This is a genomic window from Roseateles sp. P4_D2 (assembly GCF_056401875.1).
Genome location: NZ_JBFUIM010000006.1, coordinates 371704 through 392940 on the forward strand (window position 1 = coordinate 371704; position 21237 = coordinate 392940).

Below are 21237 nucleotides of genomic sequence, written 5' to 3' on the forward strand. Positions count from 1 at the left end.
CTATTGGGCTGGCTGGTGGCAATGACCGCCGAGGCCGGCTGCTCGCGCCCCCTCAACGTACCCATGGCCCCTATCGGCCTGAGCGTCAGCTTCGAGGACGGGCGCGCCCAGGGCATCTATCCGACGCTGCTGCGCGAAGTGGCGGCCAGCGCGCCCTGCCAGTTCAATATCCACAAGGTGCCACGGGCGCGGCTGCAGACGATGTTCGACGCTGGTCAGGCCGACATCCTCATGCCGGCCTCATCAAATCCCGCACGTGATGCCGTGGGCGAGTTCGTGCCACTGATCCAGGTGCGGGCCAGCCTGCTGACCCTGGACGCCGACACGCCCGTGCCGCGCTCGCTGGCCGAGCTGCTGGCCCAGCCGGACTACAAGCTCGTCGTCGTGCGCGGCTTCTCTTTCGGTCCGGCCTATGACGGTGCCATCGCAACGCTGCGCCAGCGCCAGCGCCTCGTCGAGGAGGCCGACCCCACCGGCGTCGCCCGCGCTCTGCGCCAGGGCCTGGCCCAGGCCAGCGTCATGACGGCGTCCATCCTGGTCGGCACGCTGGTCAATGAGCCCGAGCTGACGCCGTTGCTGAAGCGCCTGCGTGTCGAGCCGCTGGAGGAACTGGGCTGGCACGCCAGCGGCCTGTATCTGTCACGCCGCGGCCTCGTCGAAGCCGACCGGCGCCTGCTGCGCCAGGCTTTCGGCCAGATGGCACGCAACGGGCGCGTGTGGCAGCTCTTCAACGAGGCCCACCCGGCCGGCAGCCTGGGCGTCAGCATCCGGCCTTTGCCCTGATTCAGCGCACCTGGCTGCTGTAGTCCAGCGGCAGCCACTGCCAACCCTTGCCCGCCTGGCGCATCCACGCGGTGCGCCTGCCCGGCCGCAGCCACGCCACCAAAACCAGGCTCTTCATCGACCACCCGCGCGCGGAGATTGGCGACACGCCCTGGTGGGACCGGCAGGTGCGGGCCATCGCTGTCTCATCCTGATTGGGGATTCGCTGGCGGCGGCGGGCGCATAAGGTCGACACCTCTTCTTCCTGATGGGAGCCGTTGCCATGTGCATTGCCAAGAGCGTCGGGCTGGGTGCCCGCAACGATGTCGCCGATGTCCGCATCGTCCAGGTCCTGCTCAACATGAACAGCGAGGCCTGGAGCGGCGCAGCGCTCAAGCAGTTGGGGGTGGACGGGCAGATCGGCCCCAACACCATCGACGCGATCCGTGCCTTCGAGACCCAGGCCATGGGCCTGCCGGAGTCGGATGGCCTGGTGACACCGGGCGACGCCACGATGACGCGGTTGCTGGCGGGCCTGCCTCCCGGCGCGACCAAGGAGAAGCTCGGCATCGTGATGCCACGGGCCATGCAAAAGCGCATCGACCTCTACTTCGAGCCGCTGGTGAAGGGCATGACACGCTATGGCATCGACACGCCGCGGCAGATCGCCCACTTCATCGCCCAGCTCGCACACGAGTCCGGCTCGCTGCTCTATTCCGAGGAACTGGCCAGCGGCAACGCCTATGACGGCCGCACCGATCTCGGCAACACGGAGCCCGGCGACGGCCCACGCTTCAAGGGCCGCGGGCTGATCCAGCTCACCGGTCGCAACAACTACCGGGACTACAGCAAGTTCACCGGCACCGATTACATCAGCGACCCCACGCAGCTGGCCCAGGACCCGTTCGCCTGCGTCGATGTGGCCTGCTGGTTCTGGAAGACGCGTGGCATCGGCCCGCTCGCCGAAGCCGACGACGCCAAGGCTGTCACCAAGCGGATCAATGGCGGCTACAACGGGCTGGACGATCGCCTGGAGCATCTGGCGCGCGCCAAGGCCCTGCTGGGGCTCTGAACCTCGCGCTGCTGCGACGTCTCCCGACGCCACGCCCAAACGCAAAAAAGGCACTTGGCGGTTCGCCAAGTGCCTTTTTGCTTCTTAAATTTTGGTGGGCCCTGAGTGACTCGAACACTCGACCTACGGATTAAGAGTCCGCTGCTCTACCAACTGAGCTAAGAGCCCTGATTCAACTAAGCGGACTTAGCTGAGCCAAAGATTGTAGCGTTGATTCCGTCGAATCATCGCTCTAAATTCTGGTGGGACGTGCAGGATTCGAACCTGCGACCAACGGATTAAAAGTCCGCTGCTCTACCGACTGAGCTAACGTCCCGTGTCAAGCAGAGCCCGCCATTATAGGCAGGTTTTTAGAGGCTCCGCAAGAAATCCTCGAATTGCCGTCAGCCCGGTTTTCGACTCAGATGCAGGCGCTGCAACTCGGCTGCCGCGCACAGGCCAAAGGTCGCCGTGACGGTGACGCTGGAGCCGTAACCATGGCAGTTCAGGCTGCCATCAACATCACAGGCTTCGCCCTCACCTTGCTGCGGCAGATGCACCGGCTCACGTGAGTACACGCAGGCGACACCCATCTTCCCGGCACGCGCCGCACCGTGGTGCTTGCGCAGGCGCTGGCGCAGCGACGCCAGCAGCGGATCGTGAGTCGTGGCGCTGAGGTCGTCGAGCTCCACGCGATGCGGCTCGCGCTTGCCGCCGGCGGCGCCGACGGTGACGAAAGGCAGCTCAAGCTCACGGGCCCAGGCAGCCAGCACGGCCTTGGCGCGGACCTGGTCGCAACAGTCGATGAGCCCGTCGAACTCCGCATCGCCGATCAGCGCGGGCCAATTCTCGGGTTCGACAAATTCCTCGACGACGTGCACCGCGCAACCGGGGTGGATGTCGGCAATACGCTGCCTCAGCGCCTCAGCCTTGGCCATACCGACGGTCGACCCGAGAGCCTGGATCTGGCGGTTGATGTTGGATTCGGAAACCTGGTCCAGGTCGATCAGCGTCAGCTCCGCCGCGCCACTGCGCGCCAGGGCCTCGACGGCCCAGGAACCGACGCCGCCCAGGCCGACGACCGCGAAGCGCGCGGCGCGCAGGCGCTGGTAGGCGACGTCGCCGTGCAGACGGCGCAGGCCGCCGAAGCGGCGCTCCAGATCAGCGTCCAGCTGATCAGCGGACATCAACGCAGTGCCGCCAACCGTTCCTTGGCGGCCTGGGCGGCCTCGGTGCCGGGATAGGCCTTGATGAGGTCGTCGAGGCTGCGCCGGGCGGACTTGTTGTCCTTCAGCTCGATCTGGCAATTGGCCAGCGCGAGCAGGGCTTCGGCCGCGCGCGGATGGTCAGGATTGCCGGCGATGAAAGCTTTGAAGGTCGCAACGGCGTCCTTGTAGTCGCGCTTGCCGTACTGGGCATTGCCGAGCCAGAAGCGCACCGAGTCGGTATAGCCGCTGGCGGGGTAGCGCTTCAGGAAGGCATTGAGCGCGGCGACGGCCTCGGCGAAGTCGCCACGGCGCACGAGGCCGATGGCGGCTTCGTACTGGTTGCGCTCGTCAGGGTTGACCTGGAATTCGCGGCCATCGAGGCTGACCTTCTGCGGCTCCAGCGGCTTGAAGCGCGCTTCGACGGACTGCGACTGGTCGGTCAGCTTGCGCTGCGTGTCGGCCAGGTCGCGGGCGAGTTGCTCGTTGGCGCCGCGCAGCTTGGCGATCTCGCTGCGCAGCGCATCGATCTGGCCATTCAGGTCCAGCATGCTGCGGCGCAGCGGCTGCAGCTGGTCCTGAACCAGCGTGTTGAGCTGTTCGGCACGCTGCTTGGCAGCGTCCTCGTTGGCCTTCACCGTGCCACGCAGCTCGAGGATGGCCTTGCGGGCTTCATCATCCTCGAACAGGCCCGCCTTTGCGGGCTGCATGAAAGCCGCGCTCGCGGCCAGCGTCATCAGCGACAGTCGCAGAGCGCGCATCACTTTCACTTGTCCTTGAGCTCGACGCGACGATTCTTGGCCCAGACTTCTTCGCCGCTGCCTTGCGCGGCGGGGCGCTCCTTGCCGTAGCTGACGGCTTCGACCTGGGCCGCACCGACGCCCAGCAGCGTCAGCGACTTGGCAACGGCTTCGGCACGGCGCTGGCCGAGGGCCAGGTTGTACTCGCGGCCGCCACGCTCGTCGGTGTGGCCTTCGAGGTTCAGCGCGGCGCGCTTGTTGGCGTTCAGGCGCTTGGCATGCAGGTCGACCAGCGGGCGGTACTCTTCCTTGACGACGTCGCTGTCGTAGTCGAAGTAGACGACGCGATTGGCGCCCTTGTTGACTTCCTGGGTGTACTGGCTGAACAGGTCAACCGTCGGGACAGCGGTCTGCGCGGTTGTCGGCTGCTGCTCAGGGGTCGCCGGGGGCGGTGTGGGCTGGCGCGTCTCGACCGGCGCGGGCTCGTCCAACTTGACGGCGGAGCTGCAGCCGGCCAAGGCGGCGGCGGCAATCAAAGTGAGCGCATAGCGGGTCAGTTTCATTCGAATAGTCTCCACAACAGACAGGGGGCGGGGGATGGGGGGGCGCAGCGCCATCGGCGGCGCGGGCGCGCCATTGTCCAACACGGTGCGAACTGTCAAGTTACTGGCGTGTAAAAGGACCCCACGTGGGTTCACGAACCTCTACCAAAGTGACGAGCAGCGGCGTCTTCATCTTGCCGTCCAGCGTCGTCGTCATCAGCACTTCCTTGCCGCCGGCACGGCTCGCGTACACGATGAGCTTGCCATTGGGCGCGAACGCCGGGCTTTCGTCGTCGTTGGCTTCGCTGATCTGCTGTGACTGGCCGGTGCCGAGATCCATCACCGACAGGCGGAAGGCACCACTGATGCGGGTGATGTAGGCCAGCGTGCGGCCGTCAGGGCTGACCGCCGGGCTGATGTTGTAGTTGCCGTTGAAGGTCACACGCTCGGCCGCGCCGCCACTGGCCGGCATGCGGTAGATCTGCGGGCCGCCGCCACGGTCGCTAACGAAAAAGATCTTGCTGCCATCGGGCGAGTAGCAGGCCTCGGTGTCGATGGCGCCGCTTTGCGTGAGGCGACGCAGGCCCGAGCCGTCACGGTTGATGACGAAGAGCTGGGTCCCCCCGTCGCGCGACAGGCTGAGCACGAGCTGCGAGCCATCGGGCGACCAGGCCGGCGCGCTGTTGGTGCCCTTGAAGTCGGCCAGCACGCGGCGGCCGCCAGTCTGCACGTCCTGGACGCGCACCGTGGCCTTGCGGCTTTCGAAGGTCACGTAGGCGAGTTCGCGGCCATTGGGCGCCCAGGCTGGCGAGATGATGGGATCGGGGCTGGTCAATGCGACCTTGGCGCCCTCGCCGTCTGCGTCGGCAACGACCAGGCTGTAGCGCGGGCCGGCCTTGGTCACATAGGCCATGCGGGTGGCGAACACGCCGCGCTCGCCGGTGAGCTTCTGGTAGATGGTGTCGGCGATGCGATGCGCGGCAAGGCGGGCATCATCGGGATGCACGGCATGCGCTTCGCCGAGGAGCTCGGTGCGGTTGACGACGTCCCAGAGCTTGAAGCGGATATCCAGCCGTCCGTCGGCCAGGCGGGTGATCGAACCCGCCGCAAGCGCATCGGCCTGGCGGGCCTTCCAGTCGGGCCAGGCCGGGCTGCTCATCTCGTTCAGCCCGGCGGGTGCATCGACGCTGCGAAACAGGCCGCTGCGTTCCAGGTCGGCGCGCACGATGGCGGCGATCGGCTGGGCCGAGGTCTTGGCGTCATCGCGGAAATCGACGATGGCCACCGGGATGCGGGTGCCGCCCGTGCCGGCGATGTCGATGCGCACCTGGGCCAGGGCCGAGGCGGCAGGAAAGGCCGCAAGCGCGGCAAGGCTGAGACGGCGAGAGATCATGCAGTGGACTTTGCAGTGCGGTCCGGAATTCTGCCGCAGTGCCGCGCCACTTCAGAGTAGGACGATGTCGTAATGTTCCGTCTGGTTGGTCGGCTCGGCGGTCAGCGAGATGGGTTTGCCGATGAAGTCCGACAGGCCGGCCAGGTGGGCGCTCTCTTCGTCGAGCATCATCTCGACGACGTTGGCGGCGGCCACGACGCGGAACTCGCGGGGGGAGAACTGGCGTGCCTCGCGCAGGATCTCGCGCAGGATGTCGTAGCAGACCGAGCGCGCCGTCTTCACCTGGCCACGGCCCTCGCAGGTCGGGCAGGGCTCGCAAAGCATGCGCGCCAGCGACTCGCGCGTGCGCTTTCGCGTCATCTCGACCAGGCCCAGCTGCGTGAAGCCGCCGACGGTCACCTTGGTGCGGTCCCGGCCCAGCTGCTTGCGGAACTCGGCCAGCACCGCCGTCCTGTGCTCCTCACGCGTCATGTCGATGAAGTCGACGATGATGATGCCGCCCAGATTGCGCAGCCTCAGCTGGCGGGCGATGGAGCCCGCCGCTTCGAGGTTGGTCTTGAAGATGGTGTCGTCGAAGTTCTTGGCACCGACGAAACCGCCGGTGTTGACGTCGATGGTCGTCATCGCCTCGGTCTGGTCGAACACCAGCGAGCCGCCAGACTTCAGCTCCACCTTGCGCGCCAGCGCGCGGGCGATCTCGGCGTCGACATTGCACAGGTCGAAGATGGGCCGTTCACCGCGGTAATGTTCCAGTTTGGCCGTGGCGGCCGGCATGAAGGTCTCGCCGAAGCCGCGCAACACGTCGTACTGCATCTTGGAGTCGATGCGGATGGAGCCCGTGCGTTCGCTCGTCAGGTCGCGCAGCACGCGCTCGACGAGGCTCAAGTCCTGGTGCAACAGGCTGGCCGGCGGCGTTGTCAGCGCACCCGCGCGGATCTGCTGCCAGGTCTTGCGCAGATAGGCGATGTCGGCACCGAGCTCCTCGTCGCTGGCGTCCTCTGCGTTCGTGCGCAGAATGAAGCCCCCGCCACCGCCCTGCTCCTTTGTCCCCACCAGTGCGACCATGCGCGCGCGCAAGGCCTCGCGCGCCTCGGGCGAGCCGATCTTCTGGCTGACGCCGATGTGCTCGTCCTGCGGCAGATAGACCAGCATGCGGCCGGCGATGCTGATCTGGCTGGACAGCCGTGCGCCCTTGGTGCCGATGGGGTCCTTGATGACCTGCACCGTCAGCGGTTGGCCTTCGAAGATGAGGCGCTCGATGGGCGTGGGAGGCACCTCGACGCCATGGCCGTTCTGGTGCCGGCCATGGCCGAACTGCGAGGCACTGTGCAGGTCGGCAACGTGCAGAAAGGCGGCGCGCTCCAGGCCGATATCGATGAAGGCGCTCTGCATGCCAGGCAGCACGCGCACCACCTTGCCGAGGTAGACGTTGCCCACCAGGCCCCGCTCCAACGTGCGCTCGATGTGCAGCTCCTGCACCGCGCCGTTCTCGACCACGGCCACCCGCGTCTCCTGCGGTGACCAGTTGATCAGGATGTCTTCCATCTCTTGCCTTTGAATGCTGATGCGTGCCGCCGGTGGAGGCGGCACGCATCAAAACTCAGGGTCAGAACTCAAAGCCGAATTTGTCCAACAGCTGCGCCGTCTCAAAGAGGGGCAACCCCATGATGCCCGAGTAGCTACCGGCAATCTTCACGATCCAGGCGGCTGCCTGGCTCTGGATGGCATAGGCGCCAGCTTTGCCGAACGGCTCGCGGCTGGCGACGTAGCGGTCGATCTGCGCGGCCGACAGCGGCGCGAATTCCACGTGAGAGACATTCAGCGCCGCCACACGACGCGCCGCGTCGGCCACCGCAACGGCGGTGATGACGCGGTGCGTGCGACCCGACATCAAGGCCAGCATGCGTGCCGCGTCGGCATCGTCGGCGGGTTTGCCGAGGATGAGGCCGTCGACAGCCACAGTCGTGTCCGCACACAGGATGGGCGCCGACGGCAGCCCACGCGCGGCCAGACGGGCCAACGCCGCATCCAGCTTGGCCGCGGTGACGCGGGCGCAATAGGTCTCGGGCACCTCGTCGGCTTGGACCGCCTCCAGCGCTTCCGCATCTTCGTCGGCACCGGGCAGCAGCAACTCATGCCTGACGCCGAGCTGCTCCAGCAGCTGGCGGCGGCGCGGGCTTTGCGAGGCGAGGTAGATGGAGCGGGGACCGGCGCCGGGCCGTCCCAAGCCGGTCGCGCCCCCATGGGGGGCCGACGACGAAGTCGTCTTGGGGGTCATATTCATTCGCGGTGATACGGGTGGCCGGTTGTCACGGTCCAGGCGCGGTACAGGCCTTCGGCCAGTAGCACGCGGGCGAAGGCATGGGGCAAGGTGAGGTCCGACAGCCGCAAGGTCTCGTCGGCCGTGGCCTTGAGATCGGGATGCAGGCCGTCGGGCCCGCCGATGATGAGGGCGGCATCGCGGCCCTCACCCATCCACAGCTTCAGCCGCTCAGCCAACTGCACTGAGGTGCGGCGCTCGCCACGCTCGTCCAGGATGATGCGGCGCACGCCCTTGGGCAACGCTGCCTCGATGCGCGCCGCCTCGGCCGCCATCAGCTGTTCGGCCGTCTTGCTGCCGCGCGTCTCGGCCTTGACGGCCTTCAACTCCAGCTTGAGCTCGGGCGGAAAGCGCTTGGCGAAGTCCTCGTAGGCGGTGTCGGCCCAGGCCGGCTGGCGCTGGCCCACGGCGACGAGGAAAAGGCGCATCAGCCCTTTTTCGGCGCCGCGCGGCCGGCAGGCTTGGCAGGCGCGCGGGGTGCTGCCTTGGCGGCTGGCTTGGCCGCAGGCGCGACCCGCTTGGCCGTAGCCGCCTTGCCGACACCCTGGCCAGCGCCGACCTTCACGGTCTTGACGGGTGCTGCCGTCTTCACGCCCACGCTGCGGGTCACGCCCTTCTTGGGCGCCTGGGTGCCCGCTGCGGCCTTCTTGGCAACCGCCTTCTTGGCGGCCGCCGACGGCACCGCCTTGTTGGCGCCCGCCTTGGCTGCAGGTTTCGCGGCGGGTTTGGGCGCAGCCCTGGTCGTGATGGGCTTGGACGCCGTCGCCTTGCGCGCCGTCTTGACCGGTGCGGCAGCGGGCTCCTCGGAGGCCTTGACCAGCCTGGTCTCGGTGCTACCGAGCTTGAGCTTGACGGGCTTGTCGCCCCAGATCTCTTCGAGGTGGTAGTAGTCGCGGATGGCGGGCTGCATCACGTGGACGACGGCGGCGCCGCAGTCGACGATGATCCATTCGCCGTTGTCCTCGCCCTCGGTGCGCATGACCTGCATGCCGCGCCCCTTGACCGTTTCACGCACGCTGGACGCGAGGGCCTTGGTCTGCCGGTTGCTCGTGCCCGAGGCGATGATGACGCGCTCGAACAGAGGCGACAGATGCTCGGTGTTGAACACAACGATGTTCTGGGCCTTGACGTCTTCGAGACCATCGACGATGGCTCGTTGCAGCTTGCGAATGTCCATTCAGTGCTTCTTCTCGTAGAGGCGGTGCGAGGCAATATAGCTCGCCACCTCGGCGCCCACCATGGGGCTGATGTCCTCGCCGCGCGCGACGGCGTCGCGCACGGCGGTGGACGAAAGGGGAATTTCGGGCAGGGCCAGCACCTGCAGGCGGTGTGCCGGCAGGCCTGGCGGGGTCACGACGGCCTCGCCGGCGCGTGGCACGACGACCAGTGTGGCCAGCGTGGTGATGGTTTCAACTTGGTACCAGCTCGGCAGGCGGGCGTACTGATCCTGGCCGATCAGGAACATCAACTCCGTGCCAGCGTTCTGGCTGGCGAACTCACGCAGGGTATCGGCCGTGAAGCTGGGGCCGCGGCGGTGCAGTTCGCGCTCATCAACCACGAAGCGCGGCTCTCCGGCGATGAGGCGCTTGATCATGCCTGCACGGTGCACGGCGGCGGCCATGATCTGGTCGGGCTTCTGCCACTGCCGGCCGGCGGGCAGCCAGACCATGCGGTCCGGCGCCAGCGCGTCCAGCGCAAAGCGGGCGAAGGCCAGGTGGCCGAGATGGGGCGGGTCAAAACTGCCGCCGAAGATTGCCAGTTTCACAGCCACAGTGCGGTGGGTGTTTCGCCGGCCCAATCGCGTGGGCGCAGGAAGTCGCTGTACAGCTTCGCCTCGGGCGTGCCTGGCTCGGGCGCCCAGTCGTAGCGCCACTTCACTTGTGGGGGCATGGACATGAGGATGGATTCGGTGCGGCCGCCCGACTGTAGGCCGAACAGGGTGCCGCGGTCCCAGACGAGATTGAACTCGACATAGCGGCCACGGCGATAGGCCTGGAAGTCGCGCTCACGTTCGCCATAGGCATACCCCTGGCGGCGCTCGACGATGGGCAGATAGGCAGCCAGGAAGGCATCGCCGACGGAGCGCATCAGCGCAAAGCCCGTGTCGAAACCACCTTCGGCGAAATCGTCGAAGAAGATGCCGCCGATGCCGCGCGGCTCCTGGCGGTGCTTCAGGAAGAAGTAGTCGTCGCACCAGGCCTTGAACTTCGGGTACAGCTCGGTGCCATGCGGTTGCAGCGCGTCGCGGCAGATGCGATGGAAATGCTGCGCGTCGCGCTCGTAGCCGTAGTAGGGTGTCAGGTCCATGCCGCCGCCGAACCAGGTCACGGCAGGCAGCCCAGGCGGCAAGGCGATGAAGGCACGCACATTCATGTGCACCGTCGGCACGAAGGGGTTGTGCGGGTGCAGCACCAGCGACACGCCCAAGGCCTCGAAGGGCGCTCCGGCGAGTTCGGGGCGATGCTGCGTCGCCGACGGCGGCAGCACGCGGCCCTTCACATGCGAGAAGTTGACGCCACCGCGCTCGAAGACCGGGCCACCCTCGATGAGCCGCGACAGGCCGTCGCCTTCGAGCCGGCCACCGGGCTCGCGTGTCCAGCCGTCGGACGCGAAGGCATTGCCGTCGACCCCTTCCAGCGCCGTGACGATGCGCTGTTGCAACTCGAGCAGATAGTCGCGGACGGCTTGGGTGTTCATGTGCGCGGGCCGGTGTTCGATGAGCGAGGCTGAATCGGGCTGGCCAGCTCGGGGCGCTTGCCGACGCGCGTGCCGAAATAGGCGGCAAAGAGCGCGAAGTCGGCCTGCACATCGCCGGTCAGCATGACGAAGCGCGTCACCGAGACGACGCGCTGCTCGAAATCGAAATAGCACAGCCCCACCGGCACGCCGGCCTGCACGGCCACCTGGTAAGCGCCGGTGCGCCAACCGCTCTTCAGCGAACGCGTGCCTTCGGGTGCGGCGGCCAGCCAGAAGCGCTCGCCACGCGCCGCGGCGGCCTGCATCTGGCGCACCGTGTCGGCGACGATGCCATGCGAGCTGCTGCGATCCACGCCGACACCGCCGATCCAGCGCATCCAGTGGCTGAGCAAGGGCGCCTTGAACAGGCTGTCCTTGCCCCAGAAGCGAAGCTGGATGCCGACGGCCCACTTGGCCAGCAGGCCGATGACGAAGTCCCAGTTGGAGGTGTGCGGATAGACCAGGATGACACCCTGCTCCGCCGGCACACCGGGTGCATCCACCGTCCAGCCGAACAGCCCCAGCAGCCAGCGCGCCAGGGCGCTGGACGGGCCATGCGGGCGCAGGGGCCCGGTCAGGACAATGGGCTGAATGGGGAAAGTCGGGTTCAACGCTTGATGGCCCGATGGCCGATGTCGCTGCGGTACTGGCGGCCCGCGAACTGGATGCCCGTGGCCAGCTCATAGGCGCTCTGCGCTGCGGTGCGCACGGATTCACCCAGGGCCGTCACGCAAAGCACGCGGCCACCGCTGGTGACGAGCTGGCCATCGACCATCGCCGTGCCGGCATGAAAGACCATGGCCTCGTCGTCATCTTCCGGCAGGCCGCTGATGGCGTCGCCCTTGCGCGGGTTGAGCGGGTAGCCCTCGGCCGCCAGCACGACGCCGAGCGCCACGCGACGGTCCCACTGCAGCTCGACCTCGTCCAATGTGCCGTCGGTCGCATGCATCATCAGCTCGAAGAGATCGCTCTTGAGCCGCATCATGATGGGCTGGGTCTCAGGGTCGCCCATGCGGGTGTTGAACTCGACCGTACGCGGTTGGCCGTGCTCGTCGATCATCAGGCCGGCATACAGGAAGCCAGTGAACGGATGGCCGTCACGCGCCATGCCGGTGATGGTCGGCTGGATGATCTCGTGCATGACCTTGGCATGCACATTCGGCGTCACGACCGGCGCAGGCGAGTAGGCGCCCATGCCGCCGGTGTTGGGGCCGACGTCGCCGTCCAGCAGGCGCTTGTGGTCCTGGCTGGTGGCCAGCGACACGACATGCTTGCCATCACAGACGACGATGAAGCTGGCCTCCTCGCCTTCGAGGAAGTCCTCGATGACGACGCGCGCACCGCCGGCGTTGTGCGTCACGCCCAGCTTGTTGTCCTCCAGGATCCACGAGATCGCCTCGTGGGCCTCGGCCAGCGTCATCGCGACGACGACGCCCTTGCCTGCTGCCAGGCCGTCGGCCTTGATGACGATGGGCGCGCCACGGCCGTCTACATAGGCGTGAGCGGCCGCGGCGTCCGAGAAGGTCTCGTAGGCTGCCGTCGGAATTCCATGGCGCTTCATGAAGTCCTTGGCGAAGGCCTTGGAGCTCTCGAGCTGGGCCGCGGCCTTGGTGGGCCCGAAGATGCGCAGGCCCCGCGAGCGGAACTCGTCGACGACGCCAGCGGCCAGCGCGACCTCGGGGCCGACGACGGTCAGCGTCATCTTCTGTTCGACGGCAAAGTCGGCCAGCGCGCGCGCGTCGGTCATGCCGATGGGCACGGTCTCGATCTGCTCGTCACGCGCCGTGCCGCCGTTGCCGGGGGCGACGTACACCTGGCTGACGCGTTCGCCCTGGGCGAGCTTCCAGGCCAGCGCGTGCTCGCGGCCACCATTGCCAATGACTAGGACTCGCATCAGTTCAATTCTGCGTTGTGATAGACCGCTTGCGTGTCGTCGAGGTCTTCGATGACGTCAAGCAGCTTTTGCATGCGTTCGGCGTCTTCGCCGGTCAACTCGATCGTGTTCTCGGCCCGCATCGTCACTTCGGACAGCTCGGGTACCAGGCCGGCGGCTTCCAGCGCGGCCTTGACGGCTTCGTAGTCGGCTGGCGAGGTCAACACCTCAATGGCACCGTCGTCACCGGTGACGACATCTTCGGCACCGGCGTCCAGCGCCACTTCCATGACCTTGTCTTCCGACGTGCCCGGCGCGAACAGCAACTGGCCGCAATGCTTGAACTGGAAGGCCACCGAGCCGTCCGTGCCCATGTTGCCGCCGTATTTGCTGAAGGCATGCCGCACCTCGGCCACGGTGCGAACGCGGTTGTCCGTCATCGTGTCGATCATGATGGCCGCGCCGCCGATGCCATAGCCTTCATAGCGGATTTCTTCGTAGGTCAGGCCATCGATGTTGCCGCTGGCCTTGTCGATGTTGTACTTGATGCGGTCGGCCGGCATGTTGGCGGCCTTGGCCTTGTCCACCGCCAGACGCAGGCGCGGGTTGTCCTTGATGTCGGGGCCGCCCTGGCGCGCGGCAACGCTGATCTCACGAATGATGCGGGTCCAGATCTTGCCGCGCTTCTCGTCCTGACGGCCTTTGCGATGCTGGATGTTGGCCCATTTGGAATGTCCGGCCATGTGGCTCTAGCTCCTTTGGCAGCACGGCTCAGATGCCATGCAACCCTCGATTCTACGAGGCCGCCTCCTGCCCCCGACCCCACCGCCTGCTCGCGGGCGTCCATCTTCCCGCGGCCTCGCCAGCGCCAACGCGCCCGGAACTTCATCATGCATTCGCAGCCCGGACTGGCCGAACTGCGGGGGTGTGCGGCATGCGGAGCTCCCGGCCCGCTGGGACCTTCCCCCTAGAAACCTCCCCCTAAGGGCGTCCCCCTAAGAGCTGCAGTCTTCCTCACGTTGAAGGGTGAGGGGTGGGTGAAGCCCTGCAGGCCGGCGCCTAACTTTGAGTCGTCCCTGCCCGCCAGGGTTCGCTCTCAGGAGGTTTTTCATGATCCGTTTGTCCGCTCATTTCCGATGGACTGGCTGCTTAGGTGCAGCGCTGCTGTCCACATCCGTCCAGGCCGCCCCGGTCTGCTATCACAACTACGGCGCCATCGACGCGATGAAGCCGAACAAGCTCTTCCTCTACTACCCGACGGCCAACGACGCCACGTTTCCCGCCTACGCGACCAACGTCTCGCCCGCACGCACCTTCGCCATCGGCTCGCTGCCGGGCGCGCCTGCCGGCACCACCGCCCAGCTGCGCGACCGCATCTTCGATGTGGTGGCCACCGACTACTGCGAGTTCAACGTCCAGGTGCTGCCGCCCACGACGACCAACCCGGACGCGCTGGGCGCGCCGCCGGCGCGGCGCAACATGGTCGCCATCGGCGCTGACACCGACCCCTCACTGTTCGGCATCGCCGAGGCGGTGGACACCGGCGACGCCGACGTCATCGACCACGCCCGCGTCTTCGGCGGCTCCTATGGCGTGTTCTGCAGCGCCGAGCTTTCCGGCGCCAACAACACGCTGGACCGCTGGGCCCTGGGCATCGGCGGCACGGCCGCGCACGAGGCCGGGCACAACTACGGCCTCTCGCACAGCGCGGTGGTGCACACCGGGGAGGACGCCTTCATCCACCACATCATGCCCGCCGGGCCTTCCATGCCCTGTACGAATCGCGTCGGCGAACGCCGCCACTTCAGCGACCAGGACTTCGGCATCCTGGCCAACAACGTCGGCCTGACGCTGCAATCTCTGGCCAACTGGGACTTCGTCAACCCCAATTCCGCCACCGCGTCGCGGCTGCGCATGGAGGTGCTCAGCCTCAGCACCACGCTCACGCCGGTGTCCACCTATACCGGCTCGCTGAGTCCCTGGAACCCGCCCAGCGTGGTGGCGTCCGGCACGCGGACCTTCAAGGGCACCAGCTACCACCGCTACTTCGTAACCTGGCAGTCCGCCAAGGGCTGGGCCAGCCCCAACCAGCCCGGCAGCATCGCCGGCCAGGTGCGCGGCGCCGAGCAGTTCCACGTCGGCACGCATTTCGCGGAAGAGAACATCCTCAACACCACGACCCAGGTGGTCATCGCCGACGCGACCCTGCTGGATGCCGGCGGGTCGGCGCTGCCCCTGCACCCACGCGTGCCCACCTTCGACACCGGCACCCTGTCGGCGGACGGCAACTTCATTCTGGGCCTGGCCAACCTCGCAGCGGCCAATCTGGTGCTGCGCAACTGGCGGGGCTTCGTGCTGCCGCGGCCCGCACACATCGACAGCATGTTGTTCGACCCCACGGGTGGCGTGAAGCTGTTCGACAACCAGCAGGAGCCGATCACGCCATGGCGCCAGCTGCAGTTGCCGACGGCCATGGAACTGCCCGCCGGCTCGACCGACAAGCCCGGCGAAGCCCGCTTCGTGCTCGGCAACCTGCTCAAGGACGGGCACAACGTGCGCATCAAGTTCCGTGGCCAGGTCACGGACGCGACGGTCGGCGCACAGGAAGTCAACCCCGACGTGAAGGGCGCGCTGGCGACGGACCCCTTCCCCGGCGCCTCGGTCTTCCTCGAAGGCGACCTGGTTGAGCCCAATGCGCTGCAGTGGGACGCCGACAAGAAGACCTTCGTCACCAAGGACCTGGTCACCCACGTGTTCCTGCAGGTGGCCGGCAAGCGTGCCAAGCCGGTGGACGGCATCCTGATCGGCCTGCTGCGCGGCAAGGTGGTCTGCGCCAACCTGAACACCCGCCAGTCGGTCAGCGTTCAAGCCAATACCGATGGCAGCTTCGACTGCGAAAAGGCCGGTCTCGTCTCCCTGCACGGGGAGCGGGTGCAGGTCTCGCAGGTAGGCCTGGTCAACACGCAGCTGCCGGCCGTGCAGGTCGGCGGCATGGACATCGCCAAGGTCACCTGCACCAACCTGCGCTCGCGCCAGTCCGTGTCGTTCAAGCCCGAAGTCAGCACCAATGCGCTCGACTGCGTGAAGGCCGGCCTCGGCGTCGAGCAGCAGAGCACGCTGCAGATCACGCAAATCGGCACCGTGCGCTGAAGGCGCCGACCACCCTTTCCTACCCTGTTGTCTGGAGACCCTGATGAAGCAACTCAAATTCACATTGGCCGCACTGAGCCTGGTGGCATCGACGGCGATGGCCGCGGGCGTCACCAATGGCGACTTCGCCGGCGGCCTGACGGGCTGGGCCAAGGCCGGAAACGTCGCCGTCGACACAACCAGCCAGTTCGGCGCCCCACCTGCCGGCTTCACCGCCCAGGCCGTGCTCGGCACGGCCGACACGTCCGGCTTCCTGTTCGGTGGCAGCGCGGTGGCCGCAGCCTCGCTGGAATCCTTCGCCGGGCTCGGGGCCGCCTCGCTCAGCGGCATGGGTGCCGTCGTGGGCTCCGGGCTGAGCGCGGACTTCACGGCCGCCGCCGGCGAGCGGCTGATCTTCCAGTGGAAGTTCATGAGCAACGACCCACCGGGCACCCCGGCCGACGACACCGCCTACGTCGTGCTCGACAAGACGACCGTCATCAAGCTGACCAGCGTCAACAGCGCCACCTTCCTGGGCGGCTCGGCCTCGCCGCTGTTCGACGAGACGGCCTACCTGACCTTTACCAGCGCGCCGCTGACCGCCGGGGCACACAGCGTCAGCCTGGGCGTGTTCGACGGCTTCGACGCGCTCGGCGCCTCGGCGCTGGCCGTCGCCGACGTGCACCTGGCGCCGGTGCCCGAGCCGGCGTCAGGCCTGCTCCTGCTGCTGGGCGGCTCGGTGCTGCTGGGCCTGGCCAAGCGCCGCGCCAGCTGAGCGCCAGCGGGCGCGTCACAGCCTCCGGACAGCGGCTGCGGTGAGTCGAAGTGGTCAAAGCGGACCGCTAGACTCGCCGCAGCCTACCTGCCCCTGATCCGGAGACCCCCCATGCCCGCCGACCCCATCCTGCTGGCCCGCCATGAGCAGACCGAGTGCCTGCTGCTGCCCGCGCTGGCCAACCGCCACGGCCTCATCACCGGCGCCACCGGCACCGGCAAGACCATCAGCCTGCAGAAACTCGCCGAGAGCTTTTCCAAACTGGGCGTGCCGGTCTTCATGGCCGACGTGAAGGGTGACCTGACCGGCATCAGCCAGGCCGGCAACCCGAGCGAGAAGCTGCTCGGCGTGCTGAAGGAGCGCGGCCTGGAGGCGCCCGAGAAGCTGGCCTGCCCTACCACGCTGTGGGACGTCTTCGGCGAGCAGGGCCACCCGGCTCGCGCCACCGTGTCGGACATGGGCCCGCTGCTCTTGAGCCGCATGCTGGCGCTCAACGAGACGCAGGCCGGCGTGCTGCAGATGGTGTTCAAGATCGCCGACGACAACGGCCTCTTGCTGCTGGACCTGAAGGACCTGCGCGCCATGCTGCAGCACGTGGGCGACAACGCGAGTCAGTTCACGACGCAGTATGGCAACGTCTCGGCCGCCAGCGTCGGCGCGATCCAGCGCGGCCTGCTGCAGATCGAGGCCCAGGGCGGCGACAAGTTCTTCGGCGAGCCCATGCTCAACATCGCCGACTTCATGCAAACCGAGGGCGGCCTGGGCGTCATCAACGTGTTGGCTGCCGACAAGCTGATGAACGCGCCGCGGTTGTACGCGACCTTCCTGCTGTGGATGCTCAGCGAGCTGTTCGAGACCCTGCCCGAGGTGGGCGACCTGGAGAGACCCAAGCTGGTGTTCTTCTTCGACGAGGCCCACCTGCTGTTCAAGGATGCGCCCGACGCACTGGTCGAGCGCATCGAGCTGGTCGTGCGCCTGGTGCGCTCCAAGGGCGTGGGCGTGTACTTCGTGACGCAGAACCCGCTGGACATTCCCGACGCGGTGCTGGGCCAGCTCGGCAACCGCGTGCAGCACGCCCTGCGCGCCTTCACGCCGCGCGACCAGAAGGCCGTCAAGAGCGCGGCCGACACCATGCGCGCCAAGCCGGGTCTGGACATTGCCACCGCCATCATGGAGCTGGCCGTCGGCGAGGCCCTGGTCAGCCTGCTCGACGAGAAGGGCCGGCCGAGCATCACCGAGCGCGTCTTCGTGCTGCCGCCCGGCAGCCAGATCGGCCCGATCACGCCCGCCCAGCGCCAGACCCTGGTCGCCAACTCGCTGGTGGCCGGCGTCTACGAGAAGCAGCTGGACCGGGAGTCCGCCTACGAGAAGCTCGCTGGCAAGCCCGCCGCAGCGCCCTCGGGCGGCCAGGTTCCCCAAGGCGGTACCACCGCGCCAGCCCCTGCCGATGCCGGCGGCGGCATGCTGGGCGGGCTGAAAGACGTGCTCTTCGGCACCACCGGCCCGCGCGGCGCCCATCACGCCGGCCTGGCCGAGACCGCAGCCAAGTCGGCCGTGCGCAGCATCGGCTCGGCCGTGGGCCGCGAGATCATCCGCGGCGTGCTGGGCAGCATCCTGGGCGGAAGCGGCAGCCGCCGGCGCTGAACGCCGTGCGCCTCGCGCCGCGTCGGCCCCGCTCGTCGCAGACCACTTGCACCAGTGCGCAGGCCACATGATGCTGGCCGCATGACCTCCACCGACCGCAACCACGACTGGACGACGCATGTGGGCGGCACCGCCCTCATCTGCGTCGTCGTCGGCCTGCTGAACTTTCTGCTGCAGGGCGGCAGCTTCGGCATTGCGATGCTGTATTCCTTCACCGTCGGCGCGCAGATCTCGCTCTACATCTCGCTGCTGATGGCCGGCGTGGCCCTGCTGCTGCGCCGCCGGGGCGGCGACTCGCCCCAACTGCGCCACGGCTGGGTCGGCTGGGGCTGGGTTGCCCCCTGCGTGCTGCTGGGCGCGCTGGCCGGCTACGCGGGCGGGCTGTGGCTGGGCGACCTCCTCAGCGGCCGGCACGCCAGCCGGCCCTGGGACATGCCCGGCGGCCGCGCGGCAGTGTCGGTGAGCTTCGTGCTGCTGGTGTCGGTGCTGGGCACCTTTTTCTTCTTCTCGCTGTTCCGGCTGAACGCGTTGCGGCTGGAACAGGCCCAGGCCCAGCGCCAGGCGGCCGAGGCGCGGCTGACGCTGCTGCAGAGCCAGCTCGAACCCCACATGCTGTTTAACACGCTGGCCCATCTGCGCGTGCTGATCAAACTGCGGCCCGACGAAGCCCAGCGCATGCTGGACCAGCTCATCGCCTATCTGCGCGCCACGCTGCAAGCCAGCCGCGCCACCGAGCACCCGCTGAGCGAGGAGTTCGAGCGCCTGTCGGACTACCTCGCGTTGATGCAGCTGCGCATGGGCGAACGGCTGCGCGTGAAGCTGGTTCTGCCGGCCGAACTGGGGGGCCTCCCCATCCCGCCGCTGCTGCTGCAGCCGCTGGTGGAGAACGCGATCAAGCATGGGCTGGAGCCGCATGTGGATGGCGGTGAGTTGCGCGTGACGGCAACCCGCGACGGCAAACGCCTGGTGCTCGAAGTCGCCGACAGTGGCATCGGGCTGACCAGCGCGAGCGAGCTGGCCGGTGTCGGTACCGGCTTTGGCCTGAGCCAGGTTCGCGAGCGCCTCGCTCAACGCTACGGCAACGCCGCGAGCTTCGAACTGAAGTCACAACCGGATGGCGGCAGCACCGCCCGCATCGAGATCACGTCATGACGACCGCCCTCATCGCCGAAGACGAGCCCCTGCTCGCCGAGAACCTGCGCGCCGAACTGGCTGCTGCCTGGCCCGATCTCCAGATTGCCGCCCAGGCCGGCAGCGGTACGGCCGCCGTCGAGCTGGCGCTGCAGCACCGCCCCCAGGTCTGCTTCCTCGACATCCGCATGCCTGGCATGACGGGGCTTGAGGCCGCCCAGGCCATCAGCGAGGACTGGCCCGACGATGCCGGCGCCCTGCCCCTGTTCGTCTTCGTCACGGCCTATGACCAGTACGCGCTGCAGGCCTTCGAGACCGCGGCGGCCGACTATTTGCTCAAGCCTGTCACGCCCGAGCGGCTGGCCCAGTGTGTGGCGCGGCTGCAGGCCCGCCTGGCCGAGCCCGAGCAAGTGGCACAAGGCGACGCGACGCTGGCCTCGCTGCGCCAGTTGCTGACCCAGGTGACGGCGCCAGCACCGAAGTTGCGTCATCTGCAGGCGGCCGTCGGCGACGCCATCGAGCTGGTGCCGCTGGACGACATCGTCTACCTGGAGGCGGCCGACAAATACGTGCGCGCCGTGACCGCCGAGCGCGACTACTGGGTGCGCGTGTCGCTGCGCGAACTGCTGCCGCAGCTGGACGCCGAGCGCTTCTGGCAGGTGCACCGCTCCACCGTCGTCAACATCGACGCCGTGGCGCGCGCCCTGCGCCAGGAAAACGGCACGGTACTGCTGGAACTGCGCCTGCGCCCCGAAAAGCTGACCGTCAGCCGCGTGCACGCAAATCGTTTCAAAGCCTTGTAGCCGCGCGATAGCGGGGCTTCGATGAAAACCGTATAAACGGTTTTCATCGTTATGAACCACACCCGCAAACCCGCCCCAACCGAACGCGCCAAGCTCGTGCGCGACGGCTTCACGATGCCCGAGGCCGACTACGCACTGCTGAAGGAGCTGAAGAACCGGCTTCACGACGTCAAGCGCGAAGCCAAGAAGAGCGAGCTGCTGCGCGCGGGCTTGCAGGCCCTGGCCCAGCTCGACGCCAAGGCCCTGGCCGCGGCGCTGGACCGGCTGGCGCCGGTCAAGACCGGCCGGCCACCGAAGGCGGGCTGAGGAGAACACCATGCTCGACGCAACCTACTGGTGGCATCTGCTCTGCGCCATCGCCGGCCTCAACCTGATCGCCTGGACGGCCTCGACCGCCTGGCTGCACCGCAACCGCCCCGACGGCACCACCTGGCCCCACCAGCGCCTGCAGCTGCTGCTGTCGGCGCTTTACGTGCTGGGCTGCGGCTACCGCTCCTTGCTGCCGGTCTTTGACGTACCGCGCCTCGTCATGGTGGATTCCTGGGCGTCCAGCGTGCTGGTCGGCCGCACCGTCGCCACCATCGCCGAGCTGAGCTTTGCCGCCCAATGGGCACTGCTGCTGCGCGGCGCGGCGCTGGCGACCGGGCACCGCTTCAGCCTCCGGGTAGCGGGCGCCGTGCTGCCGCTGATCGCCATTGCCGAGGTCAATTCCTGGTATGCCGTGCTGACGACGCGCAATATCGGCCATGTCGTCGAAGAGACCCTGTGGGGCACGGTCGCCCTGCTCAGCGTGCTGGCGCTGCTGGCCATGTGGCCACACGCCACGCGAGCGGCGCGGCGCTGGCTGGGCCTGGCCATCGTCGCAGGTGCGATCTACGCGGCCTATATGTTCGCGGTGGATGTGCCCATGTACTGGGCACGCTGGCTGGCCGACGAAGCCGCCGGCCGGGCCTACCCCAGCCTCGTGGCGGGTGTGGCCGACGCCAGCAGCCGCTGGACGGTCTCGCACGACTGGGCGCATTGGCGCAGCGAGGTCGTCTGGATGACGCTGTACTTCAGCGTGGCCGTCTGGATCAGCATTGGGCTGGCCCATGTGCGGCTGCCGCTGCGGGTACAGCAGCCACGTCCTTAGA

The 21237-nt window shown here is 67.7% G+C and carries 23 protein-coding genes and 2 tRNA genes; 9 read left to right on the top strand and 16 right to left on the bottom strand.

Annotated elements, in window-relative coordinates:
• The first annotated feature begins 63 nt into the window (after positions 1 to 63).
• Positions 64 to 783, top strand: coding sequence for a substrate-binding periplasmic protein (locus tag AC1DW0_RS13630; protein WP_162247805.1), 720 nt, complete (start codon positions 64 to 66; stop codon positions 781 to 783).
• A 1-nt stretch (position 784) separates the two neighbouring features.
• Here the strand turns inward: AC1DW0_RS13630 and AC1DW0_RS13635 are convergent, their stop codons facing one another.
• On the bottom strand, positions 785 to 961 hold the full coding sequence (locus AC1DW0_RS13635) for a hypothetical protein (protein ID WP_457322685.1): 177 nt from the start codon (positions 959 to 961) through the stop codon (positions 785 to 787).
• 69 nt (positions 962 to 1030) lie between these two features.
• Here AC1DW0_RS13635 and AC1DW0_RS13640 point away from each other — a divergent pair, with 69 nt between their 5' ends.
• The gene (locus tag AC1DW0_RS13640) at positions 1031 to 1834 is read left to right on the top strand and encodes a glycoside hydrolase family 19 protein (protein ID WP_200955295.1); all 804 of its coding nucleotides are present in this window, start codon (positions 1031 to 1033) and stop codon (positions 1832 to 1834) included.
• Positions 1835 to 1926: 92 nt separating this feature from the next.
• Here the strand turns inward: AC1DW0_RS13640 and AC1DW0_RS13645 are convergent.
• The 15 genes from AC1DW0_RS13645 to AC1DW0_RS13715 all read right to left on the bottom strand — a co-directional run bounded on the left by AC1DW0_RS13645 (position 1927) and on the right by AC1DW0_RS13715 (position 13365).
• A tRNA-Lys gene (locus AC1DW0_RS13645) sits at positions 1927 to 2002 on the bottom strand.
• Positions 2003 to 2074: 72 nt separating this feature from the next.
• A tRNA-Lys gene (locus AC1DW0_RS13650) sits at positions 2075 to 2150 on the bottom strand.
• 67 nt (positions 2151 to 2217) lie between these two features.
• On the bottom strand, positions 2218 to 3000 hold the full coding sequence (locus AC1DW0_RS13655) for a tRNA threonylcarbamoyladenosine dehydratase (protein ID WP_056198965.1): 783 nt from the start codon (positions 2998 to 3000) through the stop codon (positions 2218 to 2220).
• Positions 3000 to 3779: a tol-pal system protein YbgF gene (gene ybgF / locus AC1DW0_RS13660; protein WP_457354137.1), complete on the bottom strand. Its 780-nt coding sequence runs from the start codon at positions 3777 to 3779 to the stop codon at positions 3000 to 3002. Before ybgF ends, AC1DW0_RS13655 begins: the two co-directional genes overlap by 1 nt.
• Before the next feature lie 5 nt (positions 3780 to 3784).
• Complete coding sequence (pal, locus tag AC1DW0_RS13665) at positions 3785 to 4321, bottom strand: peptidoglycan-associated lipoprotein Pal (protein WP_457322682.1); 537 nt, start codon at positions 4319 to 4321, stop codon at positions 3785 to 3787.
• A gap of 100 nt (positions 4322 to 4421) precedes the next feature.
• A complete protein-coding gene (gene tolB, locus AC1DW0_RS13670) occupies positions 4422 to 5693 on the bottom strand; it encodes a Tol-Pal system beta propeller repeat protein TolB (protein ID WP_477946385.1) in 1272 nt (423 codons plus the stop codon).
• 51 nt (positions 5694 to 5744) lie between these two features.
• A complete protein-coding gene (gene rng, locus AC1DW0_RS13675; RefSeq protein WP_056198977.1) occupies positions 5745 to 7238 on the bottom strand; it encodes a ribonuclease G in 1494 nt (497 codons plus the stop codon).
• Positions 7239 to 7299: 61 nt separating this feature from the next.
• A complete protein-coding gene (locus AC1DW0_RS13680; protein ID WP_477946386.1) occupies positions 7300 to 7977 on the bottom strand; it encodes a Maf family protein in 678 nt (225 codons plus the stop codon).
• A complete protein-coding gene (gene rlmH, locus AC1DW0_RS13685; RefSeq protein ID WP_056198982.1) occupies positions 7974 to 8441 on the bottom strand; it encodes a 23S rRNA (pseudouridine(1915)-N(3))-methyltransferase RlmH in 468 nt (155 codons plus the stop codon). Before rlmH ends, AC1DW0_RS13680 begins: the two co-directional genes overlap by 4 nt.
• Positions 8441 to 9190 (bottom strand): ribosome silencing factor, encoded by a 750-nt coding sequence (rsfS, locus tag AC1DW0_RS13690; protein WP_056198984.1) that lies wholly within the window; start codon positions 9188 to 9190, stop codon positions 8441 to 8443. The genes rlmH and rsfS overlap by 1 nt, the downstream gene beginning before the upstream one ends.
• Positions 9191 to 9778 carry a nicotinate-nucleotide adenylyltransferase gene (gene nadD, locus AC1DW0_RS13695; RefSeq protein WP_457444648.1) on the bottom strand — a complete coding sequence of 196 codons (588 nt, stop codon included), beginning with the start codon at positions 9776 to 9778 and terminating at the stop codon, positions 9191 to 9193. It lies immediately after the preceding gene.
• Positions 9775 to 10710 (bottom strand): oxygen-dependent coproporphyrinogen oxidase, encoded by a 936-nt coding sequence (gene hemF, locus AC1DW0_RS13700; RefSeq protein ID WP_477946387.1) that lies wholly within the window; start codon positions 10708 to 10710, stop codon positions 9775 to 9777. The genes nadD and hemF overlap by 4 nt, the downstream gene beginning before the upstream one ends.
• Complete coding sequence (locus AC1DW0_RS13705; RefSeq protein WP_477856092.1) at positions 10707 to 11360, bottom strand: 1-acyl-sn-glycerol-3-phosphate acyltransferase; 654 nt, start codon at positions 11358 to 11360, stop codon at positions 10707 to 10709. Before AC1DW0_RS13705 ends, hemF begins: the two co-directional genes overlap by 4 nt.
• Positions 11357 to 12643 carry a phosphoribosylamine--glycine ligase gene (gene purD / locus AC1DW0_RS13710; RefSeq protein WP_477946389.1) on the bottom strand — a complete coding sequence of 429 codons (1287 nt, stop codon included), beginning with the start codon at positions 12641 to 12643 and terminating at the stop codon, positions 11357 to 11359. Before purD ends, AC1DW0_RS13705 begins: the two co-directional genes overlap by 4 nt.
• A complete protein-coding gene (locus AC1DW0_RS13715; protein ID WP_056198998.1) occupies positions 12643 to 13365 on the bottom strand; it encodes a YebC/PmpR family DNA-binding transcriptional regulator in 723 nt (240 codons plus the stop codon). The genes purD and AC1DW0_RS13715 overlap by 1 nt, the downstream gene beginning before the upstream one ends.
• A gap of 367 nt (positions 13366 to 13732) precedes the next feature.
• On the opposite strand from AC1DW0_RS13715, the gene AC1DW0_RS13720 reads away from it, so the two are divergent.
• The 7 genes from AC1DW0_RS13720 (at position 13733) to AC1DW0_RS13750 (ending at position 21236) form a co-directional block, all read left to right on the top strand.
• Positions 13733 to 15772 (top strand): hypothetical protein, encoded by a 2040-nt coding sequence (locus AC1DW0_RS13720; protein WP_477946391.1) that lies wholly within the window; start codon positions 13733 to 13735, stop codon positions 15770 to 15772.
• Positions 15773 to 15815: 43 nt separating this feature from the next.
• A complete protein-coding gene (locus AC1DW0_RS13725; protein ID WP_477946393.1) occupies positions 15816 to 16526 on the top strand; it encodes a PEP-CTERM sorting domain-containing protein in 711 nt (236 codons plus the stop codon).
• 111 nt (positions 16527 to 16637) lie between these two features.
• Entirely contained in the window at positions 16638 to 18170 is a 1533-nt protein-coding gene (locus AC1DW0_RS13730; RefSeq protein WP_477946395.1) for a helicase HerA-like domain-containing protein, read from the top strand.
• Between the two features lie 81 nt (positions 18171 to 18251).
• Positions 18252 to 19322, top strand: coding sequence for a sensor histidine kinase (locus AC1DW0_RS13735; protein ID WP_477946397.1), 1071 nt, complete (start codon positions 18252 to 18254; stop codon positions 19320 to 19322).
• Positions 19319 to 20104 (top strand): LytR/AlgR family response regulator transcription factor, encoded by a 786-nt coding sequence (locus tag AC1DW0_RS13740; protein ID WP_477946399.1) that lies wholly within the window; start codon positions 19319 to 19321, stop codon positions 20102 to 20104. Before AC1DW0_RS13735 ends, AC1DW0_RS13740 begins: the two co-directional genes overlap by 4 nt.
• A gap of 51 nt (positions 20105 to 20155) precedes the next feature.
• Positions 20156 to 20410 carry a hypothetical protein gene (locus AC1DW0_RS13745; protein WP_477946401.1) on the top strand — a complete coding sequence of 85 codons (255 nt, stop codon included), beginning with the start codon at positions 20156 to 20158 and terminating at the stop codon, positions 20408 to 20410.
• A gap of 10 nt (positions 20411 to 20420) precedes the next feature.
• Positions 20421 to 21236, top strand: coding sequence for a hypothetical protein (locus tag AC1DW0_RS13750; protein WP_457325181.1), 816 nt, complete (start codon positions 20421 to 20423; stop codon positions 21234 to 21236).
• Position 21237: the final 1 nt, after the last annotated feature.

Coding starts and splice junctions, on each gene's coding strand:
- AC1DW0_RS13630 (WP_162247805.1), top strand. CDS start 64: ATGGCCCCTATCGGCCTGAGCGTCAGCTTCGAGGACGGGCGCGCCCAG.
- AC1DW0_RS13635 (WP_457322685.1), bottom strand. CDS start 961: ATGGCCCGCACCTGCCGGTCCCACCAGGGCGTGTCGCCAATCTCCGCG.
- AC1DW0_RS13640 (WP_200955295.1), top strand. CDS start 1,031: ATGGGAGCCGTTGCCATGTGCATTGCCAAGAGCGTCGGGCTGGGTGCC.
- AC1DW0_RS13655 (WP_056198965.1), bottom strand. CDS start 3,000: ATGTCCGCTGATCAGCTGGACGCTGATCTGGAGCGCCGCTTCGGCGGC.
- ybgF (WP_457354137.1), bottom strand. CDS start 3,779: ATGCGCGCTCTGCGACTGTCGCTGATGACGCTGGCCGCGAGCGCGGCT.
- pal (WP_457322682.1), bottom strand. CDS start 4,321: ATGAAACTGACCCGCTATGCGCTCACTTTGATTGCCGCCGCCGCCTTG.
- tolB (WP_477946385.1), bottom strand. CDS start 5,693: ATGATCTCTCGCCGTCTCAGCCTTGCCGCGCTTGCGGCCTTTCCTGCC.
- rng (WP_056198977.1), bottom strand. CDS start 7,238: ATGGAAGACATCCTGATCAACTGGTCACCGCAGGAGACGCGGGTGGCC.
- AC1DW0_RS13680 (WP_477946386.1), bottom strand. CDS start 7,977: ATGAATATGACCCCCAAGACGACTTCGTCGTCGGCCCCCCATGGGGGC.
- rlmH (WP_056198982.1), bottom strand. CDS start 8,441: ATGCGCCTTTTCCTCGTCGCCGTGGGCCAGCGCCAGCCGGCCTGGGCC.
- rsfS (WP_056198984.1), bottom strand. CDS start 9,190: ATGGACATTCGCAAGCTGCAACGAGCCATCGTCGATGGTCTCGAAGAC.
- hemF (WP_477946387.1), bottom strand. CDS start 10,710: ATGAACACCCAAGCCGTCCGCGACTATCTGCTCGAGTTGCAACAGCGC.
- purD (WP_477946389.1), bottom strand. CDS start 12,643: ATGCGAGTCCTAGTCATTGGCAATGGTGGCCGCGAGCACGCGCTGGCC.
- AC1DW0_RS13715 (WP_056198998.1), bottom strand. CDS start 13,365: ATGGCCGGACATTCCAAATGGGCCAACATCCAGCATCGCAAAGGCCGT.
- AC1DW0_RS13720 (WP_477946391.1), top strand. CDS start 13,733: ATGATCCGTTTGTCCGCTCATTTCCGATGGACTGGCTGCTTAGGTGCA.
- AC1DW0_RS13725 (WP_477946393.1), top strand. CDS start 15,816: ATGAAGCAACTCAAATTCACATTGGCCGCACTGAGCCTGGTGGCATCG.
- AC1DW0_RS13730 (WP_477946395.1), top strand. CDS start 16,638: ATGCCCGCCGACCCCATCCTGCTGGCCCGCCATGAGCAGACCGAGTGC.
- AC1DW0_RS13735 (WP_477946397.1), top strand. CDS start 18,252: ATGACCTCCACCGACCGCAACCACGACTGGACGACGCATGTGGGCGGC.
- AC1DW0_RS13740 (WP_477946399.1), top strand. CDS start 19,319: ATGACGACCGCCCTCATCGCCGAAGACGAGCCCCTGCTCGCCGAGAAC.
- AC1DW0_RS13745 (WP_477946401.1), top strand. CDS start 20,156: ATGAACCACACCCGCAAACCCGCCCCAACCGAACGCGCCAAGCTCGTG.
- AC1DW0_RS13750 (WP_457325181.1), top strand. CDS start 20,421: ATGCTCGACGCAACCTACTGGTGGCATCTGCTCTGCGCCATCGCCGGC.